Source organism: Citrobacter sp. RHBSTW-00524 (genome assembly GCF_013747755.1).
Taxonomy (GTDB): domain Bacteria; phylum Pseudomonadota; class Gammaproteobacteria; order Enterobacterales; family Enterobacteriaceae; genus Citrobacter; species Citrobacter braakii.
Window position 1 is genome coordinate 3,662,374 of the sequence record NZ_CP056421.1, and the last position, 17,058, is coordinate 3,679,431.

General features: G+C 51.3%; 18 protein-coding genes. 12 read left to right on the top strand and 6 right to left on the bottom strand.

Annotated features, from left to right (window positions below; genetic code table 11):
* Nucleotides 1-2: 2 nt before the first annotated feature.
* From mrdB to lipA, 6 genes are all read left to right on the top strand, one after another.
* Entirely contained in the window at nt 3-1,115 is a 1,113-nt protein-coding gene (gene mrdB, locus HV229_RS17785) for a peptidoglycan glycosyltransferase MrdB (RefSeq protein WP_006685529.1), read from the top strand.
* 10 nt (nt 1,116-1,125) lie between these two features.
* Nucleotides 1,126-2,235: an endolytic peptidoglycan transglycosylase RlpA gene (rlpA, locus tag HV229_RS17790; RefSeq protein WP_016155966.1), complete on the top strand. Its 1,110-nt coding sequence runs from the start codon at nt 1,126-1,128 to the stop codon at nt 2,233-2,235.
* Nucleotides 2,236-2,377: 142 nt separating this feature from the next.
* Entirely contained in the window at nt 2,378-3,589 is a 1,212-nt protein-coding gene (dacA, locus tag HV229_RS17795; protein ID WP_003022711.1) for a D-alanyl-D-alanine carboxypeptidase DacA, read from the top strand.
* Between the two features lie 106 nt (nt 3,590-3,695).
* Nucleotides 3,696-3,959, top strand: coding sequence for a DUF493 family protein YbeD (gene ybeD / locus HV229_RS17800; protein WP_003022706.1), 264 nt, complete (start codon nt 3,696-3,698; stop codon nt 3,957-3,959).
* 96 nt (nt 3,960-4,055) lie between these two features.
* Nucleotides 4,056-4,697 carry a lipoyl(octanoyl) transferase LipB gene (gene lipB / locus HV229_RS17805; protein ID WP_181546049.1) on the top strand — a complete coding sequence of 214 codons (642 nt, stop codon included), beginning with the start codon at nt 4,056-4,058 and terminating at the stop codon, nt 4,695-4,697.
* A 206-nt stretch (nt 4,698-4,903) separates the two neighbouring features.
* On the top strand, nt 4,904-5,869 hold the full coding sequence (gene lipA, locus HV229_RS17810; RefSeq protein WP_003022702.1) for a lipoyl synthase: 966 nt from the start codon (nt 4,904-4,906) through the stop codon (nt 5,867-5,869).
* A 77-nt stretch (nt 5,870-5,946) separates the two neighbouring features.
* Here lipA and tatE read toward each other — a convergent pair whose 3' ends face one another.
* Together tatE and HV229_RS17820 are read right to left on the bottom strand one after the other, a co-directional pair.
* On the bottom strand, nt 5,947-6,150 hold the full coding sequence (gene tatE / locus HV229_RS17815) for a twin-arginine translocase subunit TatE (protein WP_016152230.1): 204 nt from the start codon (nt 6,148-6,150) through the stop codon (nt 5,947-5,949).
* Nucleotides 6,151-6,278: 128 nt separating this feature from the next.
* A complete protein-coding gene (locus HV229_RS17820; protein WP_016155964.1) occupies nt 6,279-7,067 on the bottom strand; it encodes a deaminated glutathione amidase in 789 nt (262 codons plus the stop codon).
* Between the two features lie 90 nt (nt 7,068-7,157).
* Here HV229_RS17820 and crcB point away from each other — a divergent pair, with 90 nt between their 5' ends.
* Nucleotides 7,158-7,541 (top strand): fluoride efflux transporter CrcB, encoded by a 384-nt coding sequence (gene crcB / locus HV229_RS17825; RefSeq protein WP_181546051.1) that lies wholly within the window; start codon nt 7,158-7,160, stop codon nt 7,539-7,541.
* A gap of 51 nt (nt 7,542-7,592) precedes the next feature.
* On the opposite strand, the gene cspE is transcribed toward crcB, so the two are convergent.
* A complete protein-coding gene (gene cspE / locus HV229_RS17830) occupies nt 7,593-7,802 on the bottom strand; it encodes a transcription antiterminator/RNA stability regulator CspE (RefSeq protein WP_000034825.1) in 210 nt (69 codons plus the stop codon).
* A gap of 189 nt (nt 7,803-7,991) precedes the next feature.
* Complete coding sequence (gene pagP, locus HV229_RS17835; protein ID WP_016155963.1) at nt 7,992-8,555, bottom strand: lipid IV(A) palmitoyltransferase PagP; 564 nt, start codon at nt 8,553-8,555, stop codon at nt 7,992-7,994.
* Nucleotides 8,556-9,006: 451 nt separating this feature from the next.
* On the opposite strand from pagP, the gene dcuC reads away from it, so the two are divergent.
* Entirely contained in the window at nt 9,007-10,389 is a 1,383-nt protein-coding gene (dcuC, locus tag HV229_RS17840; protein WP_016152227.1) for an anaerobic C4-dicarboxylate transporter DcuC, read from the top strand.
* Between the two features lie 149 nt (nt 10,390-10,538).
* On the opposite strand, the gene dpiA is transcribed toward dcuC, so the two are convergent.
* Both dpiA and dpiB read right to left on the bottom strand, forming a co-directional pair.
* Nucleotides 10,539-11,219 (bottom strand): two-component response regulator DpiA, encoded by a 681-nt coding sequence (gene dpiA, locus HV229_RS17845; RefSeq protein ID WP_016152226.1) that lies wholly within the window; start codon nt 11,217-11,219, stop codon nt 10,539-10,541.
* A complete protein-coding gene (dpiB, locus tag HV229_RS17850) occupies nt 11,188-12,849 on the bottom strand; it encodes a sensor histidine kinase DpiB (RefSeq protein ID WP_046274583.1) in 1,662 nt (553 codons plus the stop codon). Before dpiB ends, dpiA begins: the two co-directional genes overlap by 32 nt.
* 389 nt (nt 12,850-13,238) lie before the next feature.
* Here dpiB and citC point away from each other — a divergent pair, with 389 nt between their 5' ends.
* The 4 genes from citC to citF are packed head-to-tail and all read left to right on the top strand — an operon-like array spanning nt 13,239 to nt 17,055.
* Nucleotides 13,239-14,315, top strand: a complete 1,077-nt coding sequence (gene citC / locus HV229_RS17855; protein WP_181546053.1) for a [citrate (pro-3S)-lyase] ligase — start codon at nt 13,239-13,241, stop codon at nt 14,313-14,315.
* On the top strand, nt 14,312-14,608 hold the full coding sequence (citD, locus tag HV229_RS17860) for a citrate lyase acyl carrier protein (protein WP_003831276.1): 297 nt from the start codon (nt 14,312-14,314) through the stop codon (nt 14,606-14,608). The genes citC and citD overlap by 4 nt, the downstream gene beginning before the upstream one ends.
* Nucleotides 14,605-15,513: an aldolase/citrate lyase family protein gene (locus HV229_RS17865; RefSeq protein ID WP_046274582.1), complete on the top strand. Its 909-nt coding sequence runs from the start codon at nt 14,605-14,607 to the stop codon at nt 15,511-15,513. The genes citD and HV229_RS17865 overlap by 4 nt, the downstream gene beginning before the upstream one ends.
* Before the next feature lie 9 nt (nt 15,514-15,522).
* Nucleotides 15,523-17,055, top strand: coding sequence for a citrate lyase subunit alpha (gene citF / locus HV229_RS17870; protein WP_181546055.1), 1,533 nt, complete (start codon nt 15,523-15,525; stop codon nt 17,053-17,055).
* Nucleotides 17,056-17,058: the final 3 nt, after the last annotated feature.

The window sequence follows — 17,058 nt, forward strand, 5'->3', positions numbered from 1 at the left end:
TCGTGACGGATAATCCGAACAAAAAAACATTCTGGGACAAAATCCACATAGATCCCACAATGTTGCTTATTTTGCTGGCTCTGCTGGTTTACAGCTCACTGGTCATCTGGAGCGCCAGCGGCCAGGATATTGGCATGATGGAGCGCAAAGTCGGCCAGATCGCAATGGGCCTGGTCATCATGGTAGTGATGGCGCAAATTCCCCCCCGGGTGTATGAGGGCTGGGCGCCCTATCTCTATATCTTTTGCATCATTCTGTTGGTGGCGGTAGACGCCTTCGGCGCCATTTCCAAAGGTGCGCAGCGCTGGCTGGATTTGGGTATCGTGCGTTTTCAGCCTTCTGAAATTGCCAAAATCGCCGTGCCGCTGATGGTTGCGCGCTTTATTAACCGTGACGTTTGCCCACCATCGCTAAAAAATACCGCCATTGCGCTGGTGCTGATTTTTATGCCCACGCTGCTGGTCGCCGCCCAACCTGACCTCGGCACTTCAATTCTGGTCGCCCTTTCCGGTCTGTTTGTCTTGTTCCTTTCTGGTTTGAGCTGGCGCTTAATCGGCGTTGCGGTGGTTCTGGTCGCGGCGTTTATCCCGATACTGTGGTTCTTCCTGATGCATGATTACCAGCGTCAGCGCGTCATGATGCTGCTCGACCCGGAAACCGATCCGCTGGGCGCGGGTTATCACATAATTCAGTCTAAAATAGCTATTGGCTCCGGCGGGTTACGCGGCAAAGGCTGGCTGCATGGTACACAATCGCAGCTTGAGTTTTTACCCGAACGCCACACCGACTTTATCTTTGCTGTCTTAGCGGAAGAGCTGGGTCTGGTGGGGATCTTGATTCTGTTGACGCTCTACATTTTGCTGATTATGCGCGGATTATGGATCGCTGCCCGCGCGCAAACCACCTTTGGTCGCGTCATGGCGGGTGGCTTAATGTTGATATTATTCGTTTATGTCTTCGTAAATATTGGTATGGTGAGCGGTATTCTGCCCGTGGTTGGGGTTCCACTCCCACTGGTCAGTTACGGAGGCTCGGCACTTATCGTGCTGATGGCCGGGTTCGGGATTGTTATGTCGATCCACACCCATAGAAAAATGTTGTCGAAAAGCGTGTAAGGGGTACGCAATGCGTAAGCAGTGGCTTGGTATCTGCATCGCAGCAGGAATGCTCGCGGCGTGTTCGAGTGATGATGGTCAGCAACAGGTTGCTGTCGCGCCGCAGCCTGCGGTGTGTAATGGTCCGATTGTTGAAATCAGCGGGGCCGATCCGCGCTTTGAACCCCTGAACCCAACGGCGAATCAGGACTACCAGCGTGATGGTAAAAGCTACAAAATCGTGCAGGATCCCTCCCGCTTTAGCCAGGCCGGACTTGCCGCTATCTATGATGCGGAACCAGGAAGCAACTTAACCGCGTCTGGCGAAGCGTTCGATCCGATGCAGCTGACCGCTGCGCATCCGACGCTGCCAGTCCCCAGCTATGCCAGAATTACCAATCTGGCGAACGGCAGGATGATCGTCGTGCGCATTAACGATCGCGGGCCTTATGGCAACGATCGCGTGATTTCACTTTCGCGCGCCGCAGCCGATCGTCTGAACACCTCCAACAACACTAAAGTGCGTATCGACCCAATCATCGTCGCCCAGGATGGTTCATTGTCCGGACCGGGTATGGCTTGTACCACTGTCGCGAAACAAACATATGCCTTGCCTGCGCGTCCTGATTTAAGCGGTGGCGGCAATATGGGAAGCATGCCTTCGCCATCAGATGCAGGTCAGCCGCAAGGCGATATTCGTCCGATCAGTAATTCCACGCTGAAAAGCGATGATCCAACCGGTGCGCCAGTAAACAGCAGTGGATTCCTCGGTGCGCCAACCACGCTCGCATCAGGCGTGCTGGAAAGCAGCGAGCCGACTCCGGCGCCGCAATCGACAACCACCGCACCGGTCACGTCAACCGCGCCGGCAGCAACCCCAGCAGCCGTCACAGCCCCTGCGCCTGCGGCAACTGCCAACGGACGCTATGTGGTTCAGGTTGGCGCAGTCAGCGAGCAGTCGCGCGCGCAGCAGTATCAAAAGCGTTTAAGCCAGCAGTTTGGCGTTCCTGGCCGGGTGGTACAAAACGGCGCAGTCTGGCGTATCCAGATGGGGCCGTTTGCCAGCAAAGCTGAAGCCTCCACATTGCAGCAGCGTCTTCAATCCGAGGCGCAATTACAGTCCTTCATCACCGGCGTGTAATAACGTAAATCAGGTATCTGAACTGTCAGTTTCTGTAAATGACATTAACAAAGTCACGCGGAAAGTCAGATGCCTGCCAGTTATGCATTTGCTATAGTAGGGCACTTTTTTTAATTTCATCACGGACGTCGTAGTTCAGACCATGAAGACCACTTTTTCCGCTCGTTTCGTGCAGCGTATGGCGCTCACCGCGGCTCTCTGCGCAGCCTCTCTCTCTGCTGCCCATGCCGATGACCTGAATATTAAAACCATGATCCCGGGTGTTCCGCAGATCGATGCGGAGTCGTATATCCTGATTGATTACAATTCAGGTAAAGTTCTGGCAGAACAGAACGCAGACACTCGCCGCGACCCCGCCAGCCTGACCAAAATGATGACCAGCTACGTCATCGGCCAGGCGATGAAAGCCGGGAAATTCAAAGAAACCGATCTGGTCACCGTCGGCAATGACGCATGGGCTACGGGCAACCCGGTCTTCAAAGGTTCATCGCTGATGTTCCTCAAGCCAGGCATGCAGGTTCCTGTTTCTCAGCTGATCCGTGGTATTAACCTGCAATCCGGAAACGACGCGTGCGTGGCGATGGCAGACTTCGCAGCCGGTAGCCAGGATGCTTTCGTCGGCCTGATGAACAGCTATGTGAATGCGCTGGGCCTGAAAAACACCCACTTCCAGACCGTTCATGGTCTCGATGCTGACGGTCAGTACAGCTCGGCTCGCGACATGGCGATGATTGGTCAGGCTCTGATTCGCGACGTGCCTAACGAATACTCTATCTATAAAGAAAAAGAGTTCACCTTTAACGGCATTCGTCAGTTAAACCGCAACGGCCTGCTGTGGGATAACAGCCTGAATGTCGACGGTATCAAAACCGGTCACACCGATAAGGCTGGCTATAACCTCGTTGCATCCGCAACCGAAGGCCAGATGCGTCTGATCTCCGCCGTTATGGGTGGTCGCACCTATAAAGGCCGAGAAACCGAAAGTAAAAAACTGCTGACCTGGGGCTTCCGTTTCTTCGAAACCGTGAACCCGTTGAAAGTGGGTAAAGAATTTGCCTCAGAACCCGCCTGGTTTGGTAACACCGATCGTGCGTCGTTAGGCGTTGATAAAGACGTCTACCTGACCATTCCGCGCGGCCGCATGAAAGACCTGAAAGCCAGCTATGTGTTGAACACCACTGAACTGCACGCCCCGCTGCAGAAAAACCAGGTTGTCGGCACTATCAACTTCCAGTTAGATGGCAAAACCATTGAACAGCGCCCACTGGTGGTGCTGCAGGAAATCCCTGAAGGCAACTTCTTTGGGAAAATCATTGATTACATTAAATTAATGTTCCATCACTGGTTTGGCTAAAAATCGAACACTTGAAAGTGTGATTTACGTCCCCATATACTAGGTATCCAGATAACTCCCACGCGCAGTGGGAGTTATTATTTTTTGATGTAACGCCGGAGCTGACATGAAAACCAAACTTAACGAACTGCTTGAATTCCCTACTCCATTTACTTACAAAGTAATGGGGCAGGCGTTGCCTGAGCTGGTTGATCAGGTGGTTGAAGTGGTACAGCGCCATGCGCCAGGTGATTACTCTCCGACGGTAAAACCGAGCAGCAAAGGCAACTACCACTCGGTCTCAATCACCATCACTGCTACACACATTGAGCAGGTTGAAACGTTGTACGAAGAATTAGGCAATATCGATATCGTACGCATGGTGCTGTAAAAACCTGTCGGTTACCCGCTGCATCCCCGCTCGGGTAACCCCTCCCCCCTGTGATATACTTTTCCCCTCTTTAACATTCTCTACGGAGATGCCGTTTTGTATCAGGATAAAATTCTGGTCCGCCAGCTCGGTCTTCAACCTTACGAGCCAGTCTCTCTGGCCATGCATGAATTTACCGATACCCGTGATGAAAACAGTCATGATGAAATCTGGCTGGTAGAGCATTATCCTGTCTTCACCCAGGGTCAGGCAGGTAAAGCTGAGCACGTATTGATGCCGGGAGATATTCCGGTGATCCAGAGCGATCGTGGCGGTCAGGTAACCTACCACGGGCCAGGCCAACAGGTCATGTATGTGCTGTTGAACCTGAAGCGTCGTAAACTTGGCGTGCGCGAACTGGTTACGCTGCTGGAGCAAACCGTCGTGAATACCCTTGCCGAAATCGGCATTGACGCCCACCCGCGAGCCGATGCGCCTGGCGTATACGTGGGTGTGAAGAAAATCTGCTCTTTGGGATTACGTATCCGTAAAGGATGTTCATTTCACGGCTTAGCGCTCAACGTGGATATGGACTTGTCGCCTTTCCTGCGTATCAATCCTTGTGGTTATGCCGGGATGGAGATGGCGAAAGTATCACAGTGGGATAGCACGGCCACGACCAAGAGCATTCGCCCCCGCCTGCTGGCCAACATCTTCGCGCTGTTGGGTAACCCACCGCACGAGTACATTGCGGACTGAAAATACGGTCATAGTTTGCCACGGCATATGTTGTGGCAAATGGCACAAAACAACAACTATTTTACATTTTGCCAGCCTGTCAGGCTGCTTTCTGGCCCGTTTCAATGATATACTGCGTATCACTAATTCAAAAATAGTTGATAAATGCAACATTCCCTTGAATTGAAACGCTTTCCTTCGTAATTCGCAACTGGAACACGCAAGCTATGAGTAAACCCATTGTGATGGAACGCGGTGTTAAATACCGCGATGCCGATAAGATGGCTCTTATCCCGGTAAAAAATGTGGCAACAGAGCGTGAAGCCCTGCTGCGTAAACCGGAATGGATGAAAATAAAACTGCCAGCGGACTCCACTCGCATCCAGGGCATCAAAGCGGCAATGCGCAAAAATGGCCTGCACTCTGTCTGCGAAGAAGCTTCCTGCCCTAACCTGGCTGAATGTTTCAATCACGGAACAGCAACCTTTATGATCCTCGGCGCAATCTGTACTCGCCGTTGCCCATTCTGTGACGTTGCCCATGGCCGTCCGGTTGCTCCTGACGCCAACGAGCCGTTAAAACTGGCTCAGACGATTGCGGACATGGCGCTGCGCTATGTCGTGATTACCTCCGTTGACCGCGACGATCTGCGTGACGGCGGCGCTCAGCACTTTGCTGACTGCATCACCGCGATTCGTGAGAAAAGCCCGTCGATTAAAATCGAAACGCTGGTGCCTGACTTCCGTGGCCGTATGGATCGCGCGCTGGATATCCTCACAGCCACGCCGCCAGACGTGTTTAACCACAACCTCGAAAACGTACCGCGTATTTATCGTAATGTACGCCCTGGGGCTGACTACAACTGGTCGCTGAAGCTTCTGGAACGCTTCAAGGAAGCGCACCCGGAGATTCCGACCAAATCGGGTCTGATGGTGGGTCTGGGTGAAACCAATGCTGAAATCATTGAGGTCATGCGCGACCTGCGTAGCCATGGCGTGACCATGCTGACGCTGGGGCAGTATTTACAGCCAAGCCGCCATCACCTCCCGGTTCAACGCTATGTAAGCCCGGATGAGTTCGATGAGATGAAAGCAGAAGCCATGGCTATGGGCTTTACCCACGCTGCTTGCGGTCCATTCGTGCGCTCTTCATACCATGCTGACATGCAGGCCAAAGGGCTGGAAGTGAAGTAATCGTGTAATACTCACTTACATATCAGAAATAAAAAACCGGCAAATCGCCGGTTTTTTTTCATGCAGAGTTTGCAGTATTACTCTTTATGAGAAAGCTTCTCAGCCTGAACGCTACCATCAGCCTCTTTCTTGGCATCGGCATTATCGTCGTTCATTGCTTTCTTGAAGCCCTTGATTGCCGTCCCCAGGTCTCCACCCAGAGTACGTAACTTCTTGGTACCAAACAGCAGAACAACCAGTGCGGCAACCACCAGCAGTTTGGTAATACTAATCTCACCCATAGATACCTTCTTGACTTAAACCAGGCTACATAAAGCGCCATATTAACCTGAGAATATTAACGGCCTTTCGACGCGCGCACACAATAGCAATCTGTAACAAGGTGAATCAAGCCTTGTTTAAAAAAACGTCATAATAATTGCGGTGGCGCAAAGCGTCGGTTACTTAACACCGGAAGTTGTGCCCTGACCTGCCTCACCCGCTCGGCGGAAACCTCGGCCATAATGAGCGCGGGCGTTTCAGCCGCCGCCGCAATAGTCACGCCAAAGGGATCGATGACCCGGCTTTGGCCGATATTCTTGTTACCGCATTCTCCAGCCGCAACCAGATAACACGTGGCATCCAGCGCTCTTGCCGCCAAAAGCGTGGCCCAATGATGCTCTTTTAACGATCCCCGCACCCAAGCCGCAGGTAAAACGAGAATCTCAGCCCCCTGCAACGCGTGCGCCAGCGCCAGCTCAGGGAAGCGCAGGTCATAGCAGGTCATTAGCCCTACTTTTAATCCGCCTACGTCCAGCAGCGGTGCTATGGCGTCCCCTGCATCGACATTACGTGACTCCTGAATCGAAAAGGCATCATAGAGATGTAATTTAGCGTAATGGGCCACTACCCGACCAGCCCGTAGCGCCACCAGCATGTTAAATGCCCGGCCTGGCACAGAGGGAACATGAATCGTCAGGATTGTCGTCATCTCATTTTGTGCGCTTTCTCGCAACAAATGCGTCAGAAACCCGCCTTCCAAAAGCTGAGCTGATTTCACTGACAGGTCAGGGTCTAAATCGTCACGCGCCAACAATGCCTCCGGTAATACCAGTAGCGACGCCCCCTCTCCAGCAGCCTGAGACATCAGTAAGGCGCAGGTTTCTGCATTTTTTTCCCATGAAGGTCCCACGGCAAATTGCCCTGCTGCAACGAACATATTCCCTCCAGAAAACTTTGTTAAGCTCGCCAACAACAATTATTCAGCGTTACACTCACCCTCTATACAATCAAATAGCAGGATTACGCAGTGTTACAACTCCTTTTAGCGGTTTTTATCGGTGGTGGCACAGGTAGCGTAGCAAGATGGATGTTGAGTATGCGGTTTAACCCGCTGCATCAGGCCATTCCATTCGGTACGCTGGCTGCAAACTTACTTGGCGCATTTATCATTGGTATGGGTCTGGCATGGTTTAATCGCATGACAAATATTGACCCAATGTGGAAAGTGCTGATTACTACTGGCTTTTGCGGGGGACTGACAACGTTTTCCACTTTCTCTGCTGAGGTAGTGTTTTTACTGCAGGAAGGACGCTTTGGTTGGGCTATGGTGAATGTACTGGTTAATCTGTTGGGATCATTCGCGATGACCGCCCTGGCATTCTGGTTGGTATCTGTCTCTCCCGCACATTGAAGCGAAAAAAACCCGCAATTAAGCGGGTTTTGAATGCTTGCTGTCGTATGCTTACAGAGCGATTACGTTTGCAGCAGAAGGGCCTTTGGCACCGTTAGTGATTTCGAACTCTACACGCTGACCTTCAGCCAGAGTTTTAAAACCATTGGTCTGGATTGCAGAGAAGTGTACGAACACGTCTTTGCTGCCATCTTCCGGAGTAATGAAACCGAATCCTTTGGACTCATTAAACCACTTAACGTTACCTTTAATCTTAGACATCAAAATTACCTTTACATGAAAAATAGACACAAATGCTGTGTCGGGTATCAGTACAACAATTGTGGTGCACTTTGTCCAGTCGAACTTTATCAAAAAGTGATAAATGTCGCGTTATTTTTCAGTTAAACTTCCTATCACTATGTTTTTAAAAGACTTTCCAATAAACTACCTGACAATACAGGTAGTCCATCAAAACTGGAACCGCATCCACGCAAAGTAGACGTTGCCGTTGTTATACGTTCCAGGAATGTAGGTCATCTGAAACGTTGCCGGGCCATAACCAATTGATGCCAGCGGTAACAGCACCGGTACCGGAATATAGTTCCAGTTATCACGCGCGGTGAAACCGGCGGTAAAGCCGAGACCTGTATGGAAGTTTTCATCAGCCAGCGGTCGCCAGGTTTTTTCCCAGCCATAGCCGCCAATGGGTTCCCATTTATTGTAGGAATCCTTAAACGCCATGATATAAAGTCCGTGCCAGTTACCTTTATCATCCCAACGGGATTGACCAAATCCTGCACCCCACGGCCGTTCATTGTAGCGATCCGTTTTTTCTTTATCGTAGGCAAAACGCGCATGCCAGGTAATAGCAGGTACATACAGATCATAATGTTCCGGCTGCTGCCAGGTTTCACTTACATTATCTTTAAAAGTAGCAAACCAGCCTTTATCTTCAGCAGCAGCCTGGGAAGTGAAAGCTAACTGAATAAAAATAAATGAAAAAATGAGAAAATATCGTTTAGCGAAAATCACAACTTAATTACCATCCTGGGATTTAATATTAATTTTAGCAAACCCAACCTTAATGTCAGCTTAACAAAAATGCGCAAATAAAAAATCAGAATATTCCTCAGCCTATAAGTTATCCCTTTATTTACTGAGCCATTTCATAGGAACTATTTTCTCTTTATTGCCAATAAATTGTGCTTTCCTGCGGCGAGAGTTAAATAACATCACAATAAATTAACAATAAAGCATCAATATCACCACAAAACACACACACCAACGCTGCGCTTCACAGTTTTTTATTGTGATATTCTTTTTTTAATCGCGATGCTGAAAAAACGGCTTAGCCATCGCTTGAATCCGTATTTTTATTGATTTCAATCAGCAAGAGTTATCGGTTTATTAGGCACATTCTGTCACCACTTTTTACTTTTTTTAGTTTTTTAACTTTCTGGGCAGCAATGCGACAGGGGAAACAATGTTGACATTTATTGAACTCCTTATTGGGGTTGTGGTTATTGTGGGTGTAGCGCGCTACATCATTAAAGGTTATTCCGCGACAGGCGTACTGTTTGTCGGCGGTCTGGTTTTGCTGATTATCAGTGCGTTGATGGGCCATAAAGTTTTGCCGTCTAGCGCAGCAACAACGGGCTATACGGCAACAGACATTGTTGAATATATTAAAATTTTGCTGATGAGCCGTGGCGGCGATCTCGGCATGATGATTATGATGCTGTGTGGTTTTGCCGCCTACATGACGCATATTGGCGCGAATGATATGGTGGTTAAGCTGGCCTCTAAGCCGCTGCAGTATATCAATTCACCTTATCTGCTTATGATTGCCGCCTATTTTGTCGCCTGCCTGATGTCCCTGGCGGTCTCTTCAGCAACCGGTCTGGGCGTATTGCTGATGGCGACATTGTTCCCGGTCATGGTTAACGTTGGGATTAGCCGTGGCGCCGCAGCGGCCATTTGCGCCTCCCCAGCCGCTATTATTCTTTCGCCAACATCCGGTGATGTAGTGCTGGCTGCAAAAGCCGCGGAAATGCCGCTGATCGATTTCGCGTTTAAAACCACGCTGCCAATTTCCATTGCCGCCATCATTGCTATGGCGATTGCCCACTTTTTCTGGCAGCGTTATCTGGATAAAAAAGAGAACATTTCTCATGAAATGTTAGATGTGGCTGAAATTACCACTACCGCCCCGTCGTTTTACGCCATCTTGCCATTTACCCCGATCGTTGGCGTCCTGATTTTCGATGGAAAATGGGGCCCACAGCTGCATATCATTACGATTCTGGTGCTGTGCATGCTCATCGCTGCTGTACTGGAGTTCGTACGAGGATTCAACACCCAGAAGGTTTTCTCGGGTCTGGAAGTCGCCTACCGTGGTATGGCGGATGCCTTTGCTAACGTGGTGATGCTGTTAGTCGCGGCGGGCGTTTTTGCCCAGGGTCTGAGCACAATCGGCTTTATTCAGAGTCTGATTTCTATCGCCACCTCGTTTGGCTCCGCGAGCATTATTCTGATGCTGGTACTGGTGATCCTGACTATGCTGGCGGCAATGACCACGGGGTCCGGTAACGCACCGTTCTATGCCTTCGTTGAGATGATCCCGAAACTGGCGCACTCTTCTGGCATTAACCCGGCTTACCTTGCTATCCCGATGCTGCAGGCATCAAACCTTGGACGCACAATCTCTCCGGTCTCCGGTGTGGTTGTCGCTGTCGCAGGGATGGCAAAGATCTCTCCGTTCGAAGTAGTGAAACGTACCTCGGTTCCGGTTCTGGTTGGACTGCTGGTTGTGATTATCGCAACTGAAGTGATGGTGCCGGCGACGTCCGCCCTGATTGGCGGTTAACGATAACTGTCAGTATCTGACCTTGATACGCAAAATCATTTAAGCAGCATCAAGGCGGCAAGTGAAGACATCCCCAGTACCATAGATAATTATGTGACTGGGATTTCTTCACGCCGCCCACAAAGAGGCAGTTTCAAGGATGACGTGAATTAGCCGCCGTGATAAATACGCTGCGGCCTCCCCACCTTACCGTGAATAATCTCCGCAATAATCAAATGACGGCTGGCACAGTACTCCAGGTAGCGCCTGGAGGTGGTACGGCTGATAGTGAGCGCCTGGGCGATCGTTTCCGCAGTATGATGTACCGTCGGATCGGCAAATAATTTCAACACCGCATTCAGCGTTAACGCATCAATTCCGGTCGGCAAATCGCCTTTCGGTTCGCCGCGCGCATAAGCATTAAACATTTCATCAATCTGCTTTTGACTGGCGCTGTCATTACCGGCCAACATGCGTCTGCGCTGTTGATAACGCGTCAGCGTCTGTCCCAGGCGCTCGTAGGCAATGGGTTTGACCAGATAATCAAACGCGCCGCTGCGCACGGCCTCGGAGACCGTTTCCATGTCGCTGGCCGCCGTGGTAAACACCACGCCCCCCGGATAACGCGTCTGGGTTAGCTCATGCAACAACGTAATTCCCTTGCCGTCCGGCAAGTAGTTATCGAGCAGAATCAAACCGGGCTTAAAACGCTCAATCATCATCCTCGCTTGCGCAAGATTACCCGCCAGCCAAATCTGGCTGAAGCCGGGTATATGGCGGATATATTCAGCATGCATTTCCGCCAGTAGCGTTTCATCCTCAACGATCAATAGCGTTAATGGTTCCGTCATTATTTTTTTTCACTTTCGGAAGAAATAAAGAAAATAAGGTGCCGCAGGGGGAGTTATCTTCGAGTGTAATCACCCCGTTACAGCGCCTCACATAACTTGCAATCAGATACAAACCGATGCCATGTTCACCTGGTTCATCGGTACGGGTGCTCACACCCTGTTCAAATATTTTTTCACGCAATGCTTCCGGTACACCGCATCCCTGATCGGCAACTTCGATGATCACGTCATCCCCTTCATCGCTCAAATAGAGTTCGACGATCTTGTTGCCTTGCTGGGTGCGCAAGCTCGCTTCAAATGCATTATCAAGCAGATTGCCAACAATTGCTGCAAACTCTGTGCTATCCAGCCCCTCAGGGAGTTGATGCAGTTGACTGCCAGGAACGATAGTCATAGTGAGGCCCAGTTCACGCGCACGCTGCACCTTGCCAAACAACAGACCGGCTACCTGACGATCGGCAAACGCGCCGCGCAGGCTGTCAATCAGTTGCTGTTGCGCCTGCGACTCCCCCTGCACCATTGCCAGCACCCGGTCATACTCTTTCATTTGCAGCAGGCCATTAATGGTCGACATCCAGTTAAGGTGTTCATGACGCAGCGTTCTCAGGCTCTCTACATACTGTTTGATCTGCGTTAATTGCGCATTAAGAGTAGCAATTTCATCTTTACTACGAAAACTGATGATTGCCCCAAGCAGTTCATCGCCGGAGCGAATCGCCTCACGGTTAGCGATAACGCTCAGGCCATTAAAGTTCACCATCGCGTCCTGTCGTTTTTCCGCAATCTGCTGGGTGAAAAAGTCAGTCGGCTGAACCACCTCACTAACCGGTTTTCCAAGCCACTTTCGTCCAGGCGAAGACAGCCCCAGCATTTTCCTCGCGCTGCGGTTTATTGCGGTGATATACCCATCAGGGTCCACGGCGATCAAACCTTCATATACCGAGCTGAATAGCGCTTCCTGCTGACGCACTACCCGCGCGATTTGCTTAGGCTCCATCCCCAACATCTGCCGGCGAATATGGGCGGCAAATAACCAGGAGAGCAGCATAAGTACCAGCAACAGCAGGATAAACACCCCTGCCATTGGGAGTAAAAAGTCCGATCGCCAGCTATCGATTTTACTGATCAGATAGCCAATTGAGACCACGCCAATGATTTTGCCATCGTCATCAAAGATGGGCGTTTTGGCGCGCATCGCCATCCCAATCGACCCTTTGCCGGTAATAAAGTAACTTTCCCCTCTTTCCAGCGCGCCGGGTTTGGTGAACTGCATCGGGTAGCCAATTTTTTCCGGATTTGGGTGGTAAAGGCGGACAGAGTTGGTATCCCCGATCACCACATAGTCGAAGTCAGTCCCGCTCTGCAGTTTGTCGGCAATGGTCGCCAGACGCTTGTAATCACGATGCTTCACCGCCGCGATGATACTGTCGTTAGAGGCGATGATTTTGGCCTGGTTCATCGCCATATCGCGGACATGCGTTGCCAGATAATCTTCAAAACTGGCGGTAAAGTATTGTGCTAACGCGGCGATAATAAAAACAGAAACGACCAAAATAAGCAGAAAGATACGCAATGGAAACGCCAGACTGCGAAAAAAAGGAAACCGTGTTTTATTTTTCTGCTCTGCCATATTTCTTCCTCAGCGACGATACCCGAAACTTATTTCTCATTGTAGTTGTAATAAAAATGTTTTATTTGCAAGTCGCGGTATAAAACAGGATCGTTGCAGATTCCCCACCTTAAATCAATTAAACAAATTAAAACCACACGCTATTTCGGAGTTAAATTAATTAAAAAACTTAAAACCATAAAACACATTAAAACCTTCTAACTTATTGTGAAATAAATCAAAAATTACCTCCAAAATACTCCTTACGATGTATGCAGCAGGGAAAAAAAGAAATACTCCGTAATAAAAAAACATTCCCTTCAATTGCAAACAAGAAGTTATCAGGTTGCTAAACAGAGCAACAAAAACAGAAACCCAGTAACAAATATAGCATCGGGGCTCTATTCACTATGTTCGGTAATAATATATTCACGCAAGTTAAACGCTCAGAAAATAAAAAGATGGCGGCTATCGCGCAATTTCTGAAAGAGAATGATTTGAGCGTTGATACAACTGTCGAAGTATTTATCACCGTCACCCGTGATGACCGCCTGATTGCTTGCGGCGGCATTGCCGGCAATATCATAAAGTGCGTCGCCATCTGCGGATCCGTAAGGGGTGAAGGCTTAGCGTTGACGCTGGCGACCGAGTTAATCAACCTCGCCTATGAGCGCCACTGTACGCACCTCTTCATCTATACCAAAACCGAGTACGAGTCGCTGTTTAAGCAGTGCGGTTTTTCTACGCTGACCAGCGTTCCCGGCATTATGGTGCTGATGGAAAACAGCACTACACGTCTGAAACGCTACGCTGAATCACTGGCGAAACAGCGCCATGAAGGGAAAAAAATTGGTTGTATCGTCATGAACGCCAACCCCTTCACCAACGGACATCGTTTTCTGATCCAACAAGCAGCCACGCAATGTGACTGGCTGCATCTGTTTTTGGTGAAAGAAGATACCTCGCGTTTTCCGTATGAAGACCGACTGGATCTGGTGCTTAAAGGGACAAAAGACATTCCACGTTTAACCGTTCATCGCGGTTCGGAATACATCATTTCCCGCGCCACATTCCCATGCTACTTCATCAAAGAGCAGAGCGTTATTAACCACTGCTATACCGAAATAGACCTGAAAATCTTCCGCCAGTATCTGGCCCCGGCTCTTGGCGTCACGCACCGCTTCGTCGGTACCGAGCCGTATTGCACCGTCACCTCCCAGTACAACAACGATATGCGCTACTGGCTGGAGACCCCAACGCTTCCCGCCCCACCGATTGAACTGGTGGAAATTGAGCGGCTGTGCTTCCAGGAGATGCCGATTTCTGCCTCCTGGGTGCGCAAGCTGCTGGTTAAAAAAGATCTCACGGCTATCGCATCCCTGGTCCCTGACGCCACGCTGCACTATCTGCAAAGCATGGTTGAGCGGGCCTCATCGGGTGCGGCAGTCCGCCAAAATACCCCCGCATTAGCAACAGGTGAAAAATGAAAATAAACCAGGCAGCCGTCGCAGGCACACTCGAGTCCGGTGATGTGATGATTCGCATCGCCCCACTCGATTCGCAGGATATTGACCTGCAGGTTAACAGTAGCGTCGAAAAGCAGTTCGGTGATGCCATCCGGGCCACCATTCTGGACGTTCTGTCCCGCTACAACGTACGCGGCGTGCAATTAAATGTTGATGATAAAGGCGCACTGGACTGCATTTTACGTGCGCGACTGGAAGCACTACTGGCCCGCGCTGGCGGTATTCCTGCACTGCCATGGGAGGATTGCCAGTGATTAGTGAATCTTTGCAGCAACGTAAACCCCGTACCCGCCGCAGCATGCTGTTCGTACCGGGCGCCAATGCCGCCATGGTCAGCAACTCGTTCATCTATCCGGCAGATGCGCTGATGTTCGACCTGGAAGACTCCGTCGCGCTGCGCGAGAAAGATACTGCTCGCCGTATGGTGTACCACGCGCTGCAGCATCCGCTGTATCACGACGTTGAAACTATCGTGCGCGTAAACGCCCTCGACTCCGAATGGGGCATTAACGATCTCGAAGCCGTGGTACGCGGCGGTGCTGACATCGTGCGTTTACCGAAGACCGATACCGCGCAGGATGTCATCGACATCGAAAGCGAAATCCTGCGTATCGAGAAAGCCTGTGGCCGTGAGCCCGGCAGTACCGGTCTGTTAGCCGCCATCGAATCACCGTTAGGCATTACCCGCGCGGTAGAAATTGCCCACGCCTCCGAGCGCCTGATCGGTATTGCACTGGGTGCGGAAGATTATGTGCGTAACCTGCGTACTGAGCGCTCTGCGGAAGGGACTGAACTGCTGTTTGCCCGCTGCTCTATTTTGCAGGCGGCACGCTCTGCCGGCATTCAGGCGTTCGACACCGTTTATTCCGATGCCAACAACGAAGCGGGTTTCCTGCATGAAGCCGCACACATCAAGCAACTGGGTTTTGACGGTAAGTCGCTCATCAACCCGCGCCAGATCGAGCTCCTGCACAACCTGTATGCCCCGACACGCAAAGAGCTGGCTCACGCGCGCCTGGTCGTGGAAGCCGCTGAAGCCGCCGCTCGCGAAGGCCGTGGCGTAGTTTCCCTGAACGGCAAAATGGTCGACAGCCCGGTTATCGAGCGCGCCCTTCTGGTTATCTCCCGTGCAGAACTTTCCGGCATTCGCGAAGAATAAGGCAAAAAAATGACGCAGAAAATCGAACAGTCTCAACGCCAGGATCGCGTGGCGGCCTGGAGCCGTCATGCAGAAAGTGAGCTTTCCGCTTATCAGAGCACCGCAAAAGTAGAATTACAGGCGCAAAAACCGCGCGACAAAAAGCTATGCGCTAACCTGGAAGACGCCATTCGTCGTTCAGGTTTACAGGATGGCATGACCATCTCTTTCCACCACGCTTTTCGCGGTGGCGATCTGACGATTAACCTGGTGATGGACGCCATCGCCAGAATGGGCTTTAAAAATCTGACGCTGGCCTCCAGCTCCCTGAGCGACTGCCATGCTCCGCTGGTTGAGCACATCCGTCAGGGCGTGGTCAGCCGTATTTACACCTCCGGGCTGCGTGGCCCGCTGGCGGAAGAGATCTCCCGTGGCCTGCTGGCCGAGCCTGTGCAGGTCCACTCCCATGGCGGCCGTGTACACCTGGTGCAAAGTGGCGAACTCAGCATTGATGTGGCGTTCCTCGGCGTACCGTCCTGTGACCAGTTTGGTAACGCTAACGGCTATACCGGTAAAGCGTGCTGTGGTTCACTGGGCTATGCCCGCGTCGATGCCGAAAATGCAAAACAGGTTGTCCTGCTGACTGAACAGCTGCTGACCTATCCACATAACCCGGCCAGCATTACGCAGGATCAAGTGGATCTGATTGTACAGATCGATCAGGTCGGCGATGCGGACAAAATCGGTGCTGATGCGACACGCATGACCACCAACCCGCGAGAACTGTTAATCGCCCGTAGCGCGGCAGACGTCATTGCTAACTCCGGTTACTTCAATGAAGGCTTCTCACTGCAGACAGGAACCGGCGGCGCTTCTCTGGCCGTTACTCGTTTCCTGGAAGACAAGATGCGCAGCCGCGATATCCGTGCTGACTTCGCGCTGGGCGGCATCACCGCTACCATCGTTGACCTGCACGAAAAAGGCCTGATTCGCAAACTGCTGGACGTACAGAGCTTTGACCGTAACGCGGCTGAGTCGCTGGCCCGCAATCCAAACCACATTGAGATCAGTGCCAACCAGTATGCCAACTGGGGCTCAAAAGGCGCCTCCGTCGATCGTCTGGACGTCGTGGTGCTGAGTGCGCTGGAAGTTGATACCAGCTTCAACGTTAATGTACTGACCGGTTCTGACGGCGTACTGCGCGGCGCATCCGGCGGTCACTGCGATACTGCGGTTGCCGCTGCGCTTTCCATCATTGTCGCTCCGCTGGTTCGCGGACGCATCCCGACGCTGGTTGATAACGTCCTGGCCTGCGTAACCCCGGGCTACAGCGTAGACATCCTGGTCACTGACCACGGTATCGCCGTTAACCCTGCGCGTCCGGAACTGGCTGAACGTCTGAAAGAAGCCGGTATGAAAGTGGTGTCCATTGAATGGCTGCGCGAACGTGCACAGCAGCTCACCGGTCAGCCACGCGCTATCGAATTCACCGACCGCGTGATTGCCGTTGTGCGTTACCGCGATGGCTCGGTGATTGACGTTGTGCATCAGGTGAAGGAATAAGCC

Bases quoted from the DNA above. Each gene is read 5' to 3' on its own strand.
- citF (WP_181546055.1), top strand. From the start codon at position 15,523: ATGACGCAGAAAATCGAACAGTCTCAACGCCAGGATCGCGTGGCGGCC.
- dcuC (WP_016152227.1), top strand. From the start codon at position 9,007: ATGTTGACATTTATTGAACTCCTTATTGGGGTTGTGGTTATTGTGGGT.
- dpiA (WP_016152226.1), bottom strand. From the start codon at position 11,219: ATGACGGAACCATTAACGCTATTGATCGTTGAGGATGAAACGCTACTG.
- dpiB (WP_046274583.1), bottom strand. From the start codon at position 12,849: ATGGCAGAGCAGAAAAATAAAACACGGTTTCCTTTTTTTCGCAGTCTG.
- citC (WP_181546053.1), top strand. From the start codon at position 13,239: ATGTTCGGTAATAATATATTCACGCAAGTTAAACGCTCAGAAAATAAA.
- HV229_RS17820 (WP_016155964.1), bottom strand. From the start codon at position 7,067: ATGTTCGTTGCAGCAGGGCAATTTGCCGTGGGACCTTCATGGGAAAAA.
- rlpA (WP_016155966.1), top strand. From the start codon at position 1,126: ATGCGTAAGCAGTGGCTTGGTATCTGCATCGCAGCAGGAATGCTCGCG.
- lipA (WP_003022702.1), top strand. From the start codon at position 4,904: ATGAGTAAACCCATTGTGATGGAACGCGGTGTTAAATACCGCGATGCC.
- citD (WP_003831276.1), top strand. From the start codon at position 14,312: ATGAAAATAAACCAGGCAGCCGTCGCAGGCACACTCGAGTCCGGTGAT.
- cspE (WP_000034825.1), bottom strand. From the start codon at position 7,802: ATGTCTAAGATTAAAGGTAACGTTAAGTGGTTTAATGAGTCCAAAGGA.
- dacA (WP_003022711.1), top strand. From the start codon at position 2,378: ATGAAGACCACTTTTTCCGCTCGTTTCGTGCAGCGTATGGCGCTCACC.
- ybeD (WP_003022706.1), top strand. From the start codon at position 3,696: ATGAAAACCAAACTTAACGAACTGCTTGAATTCCCTACTCCATTTACT.
- tatE (WP_016152230.1), bottom strand. From the start codon at position 6,150: ATGGGTGAGATTAGTATTACCAAACTGCTGGTGGTTGCCGCACTGGTT.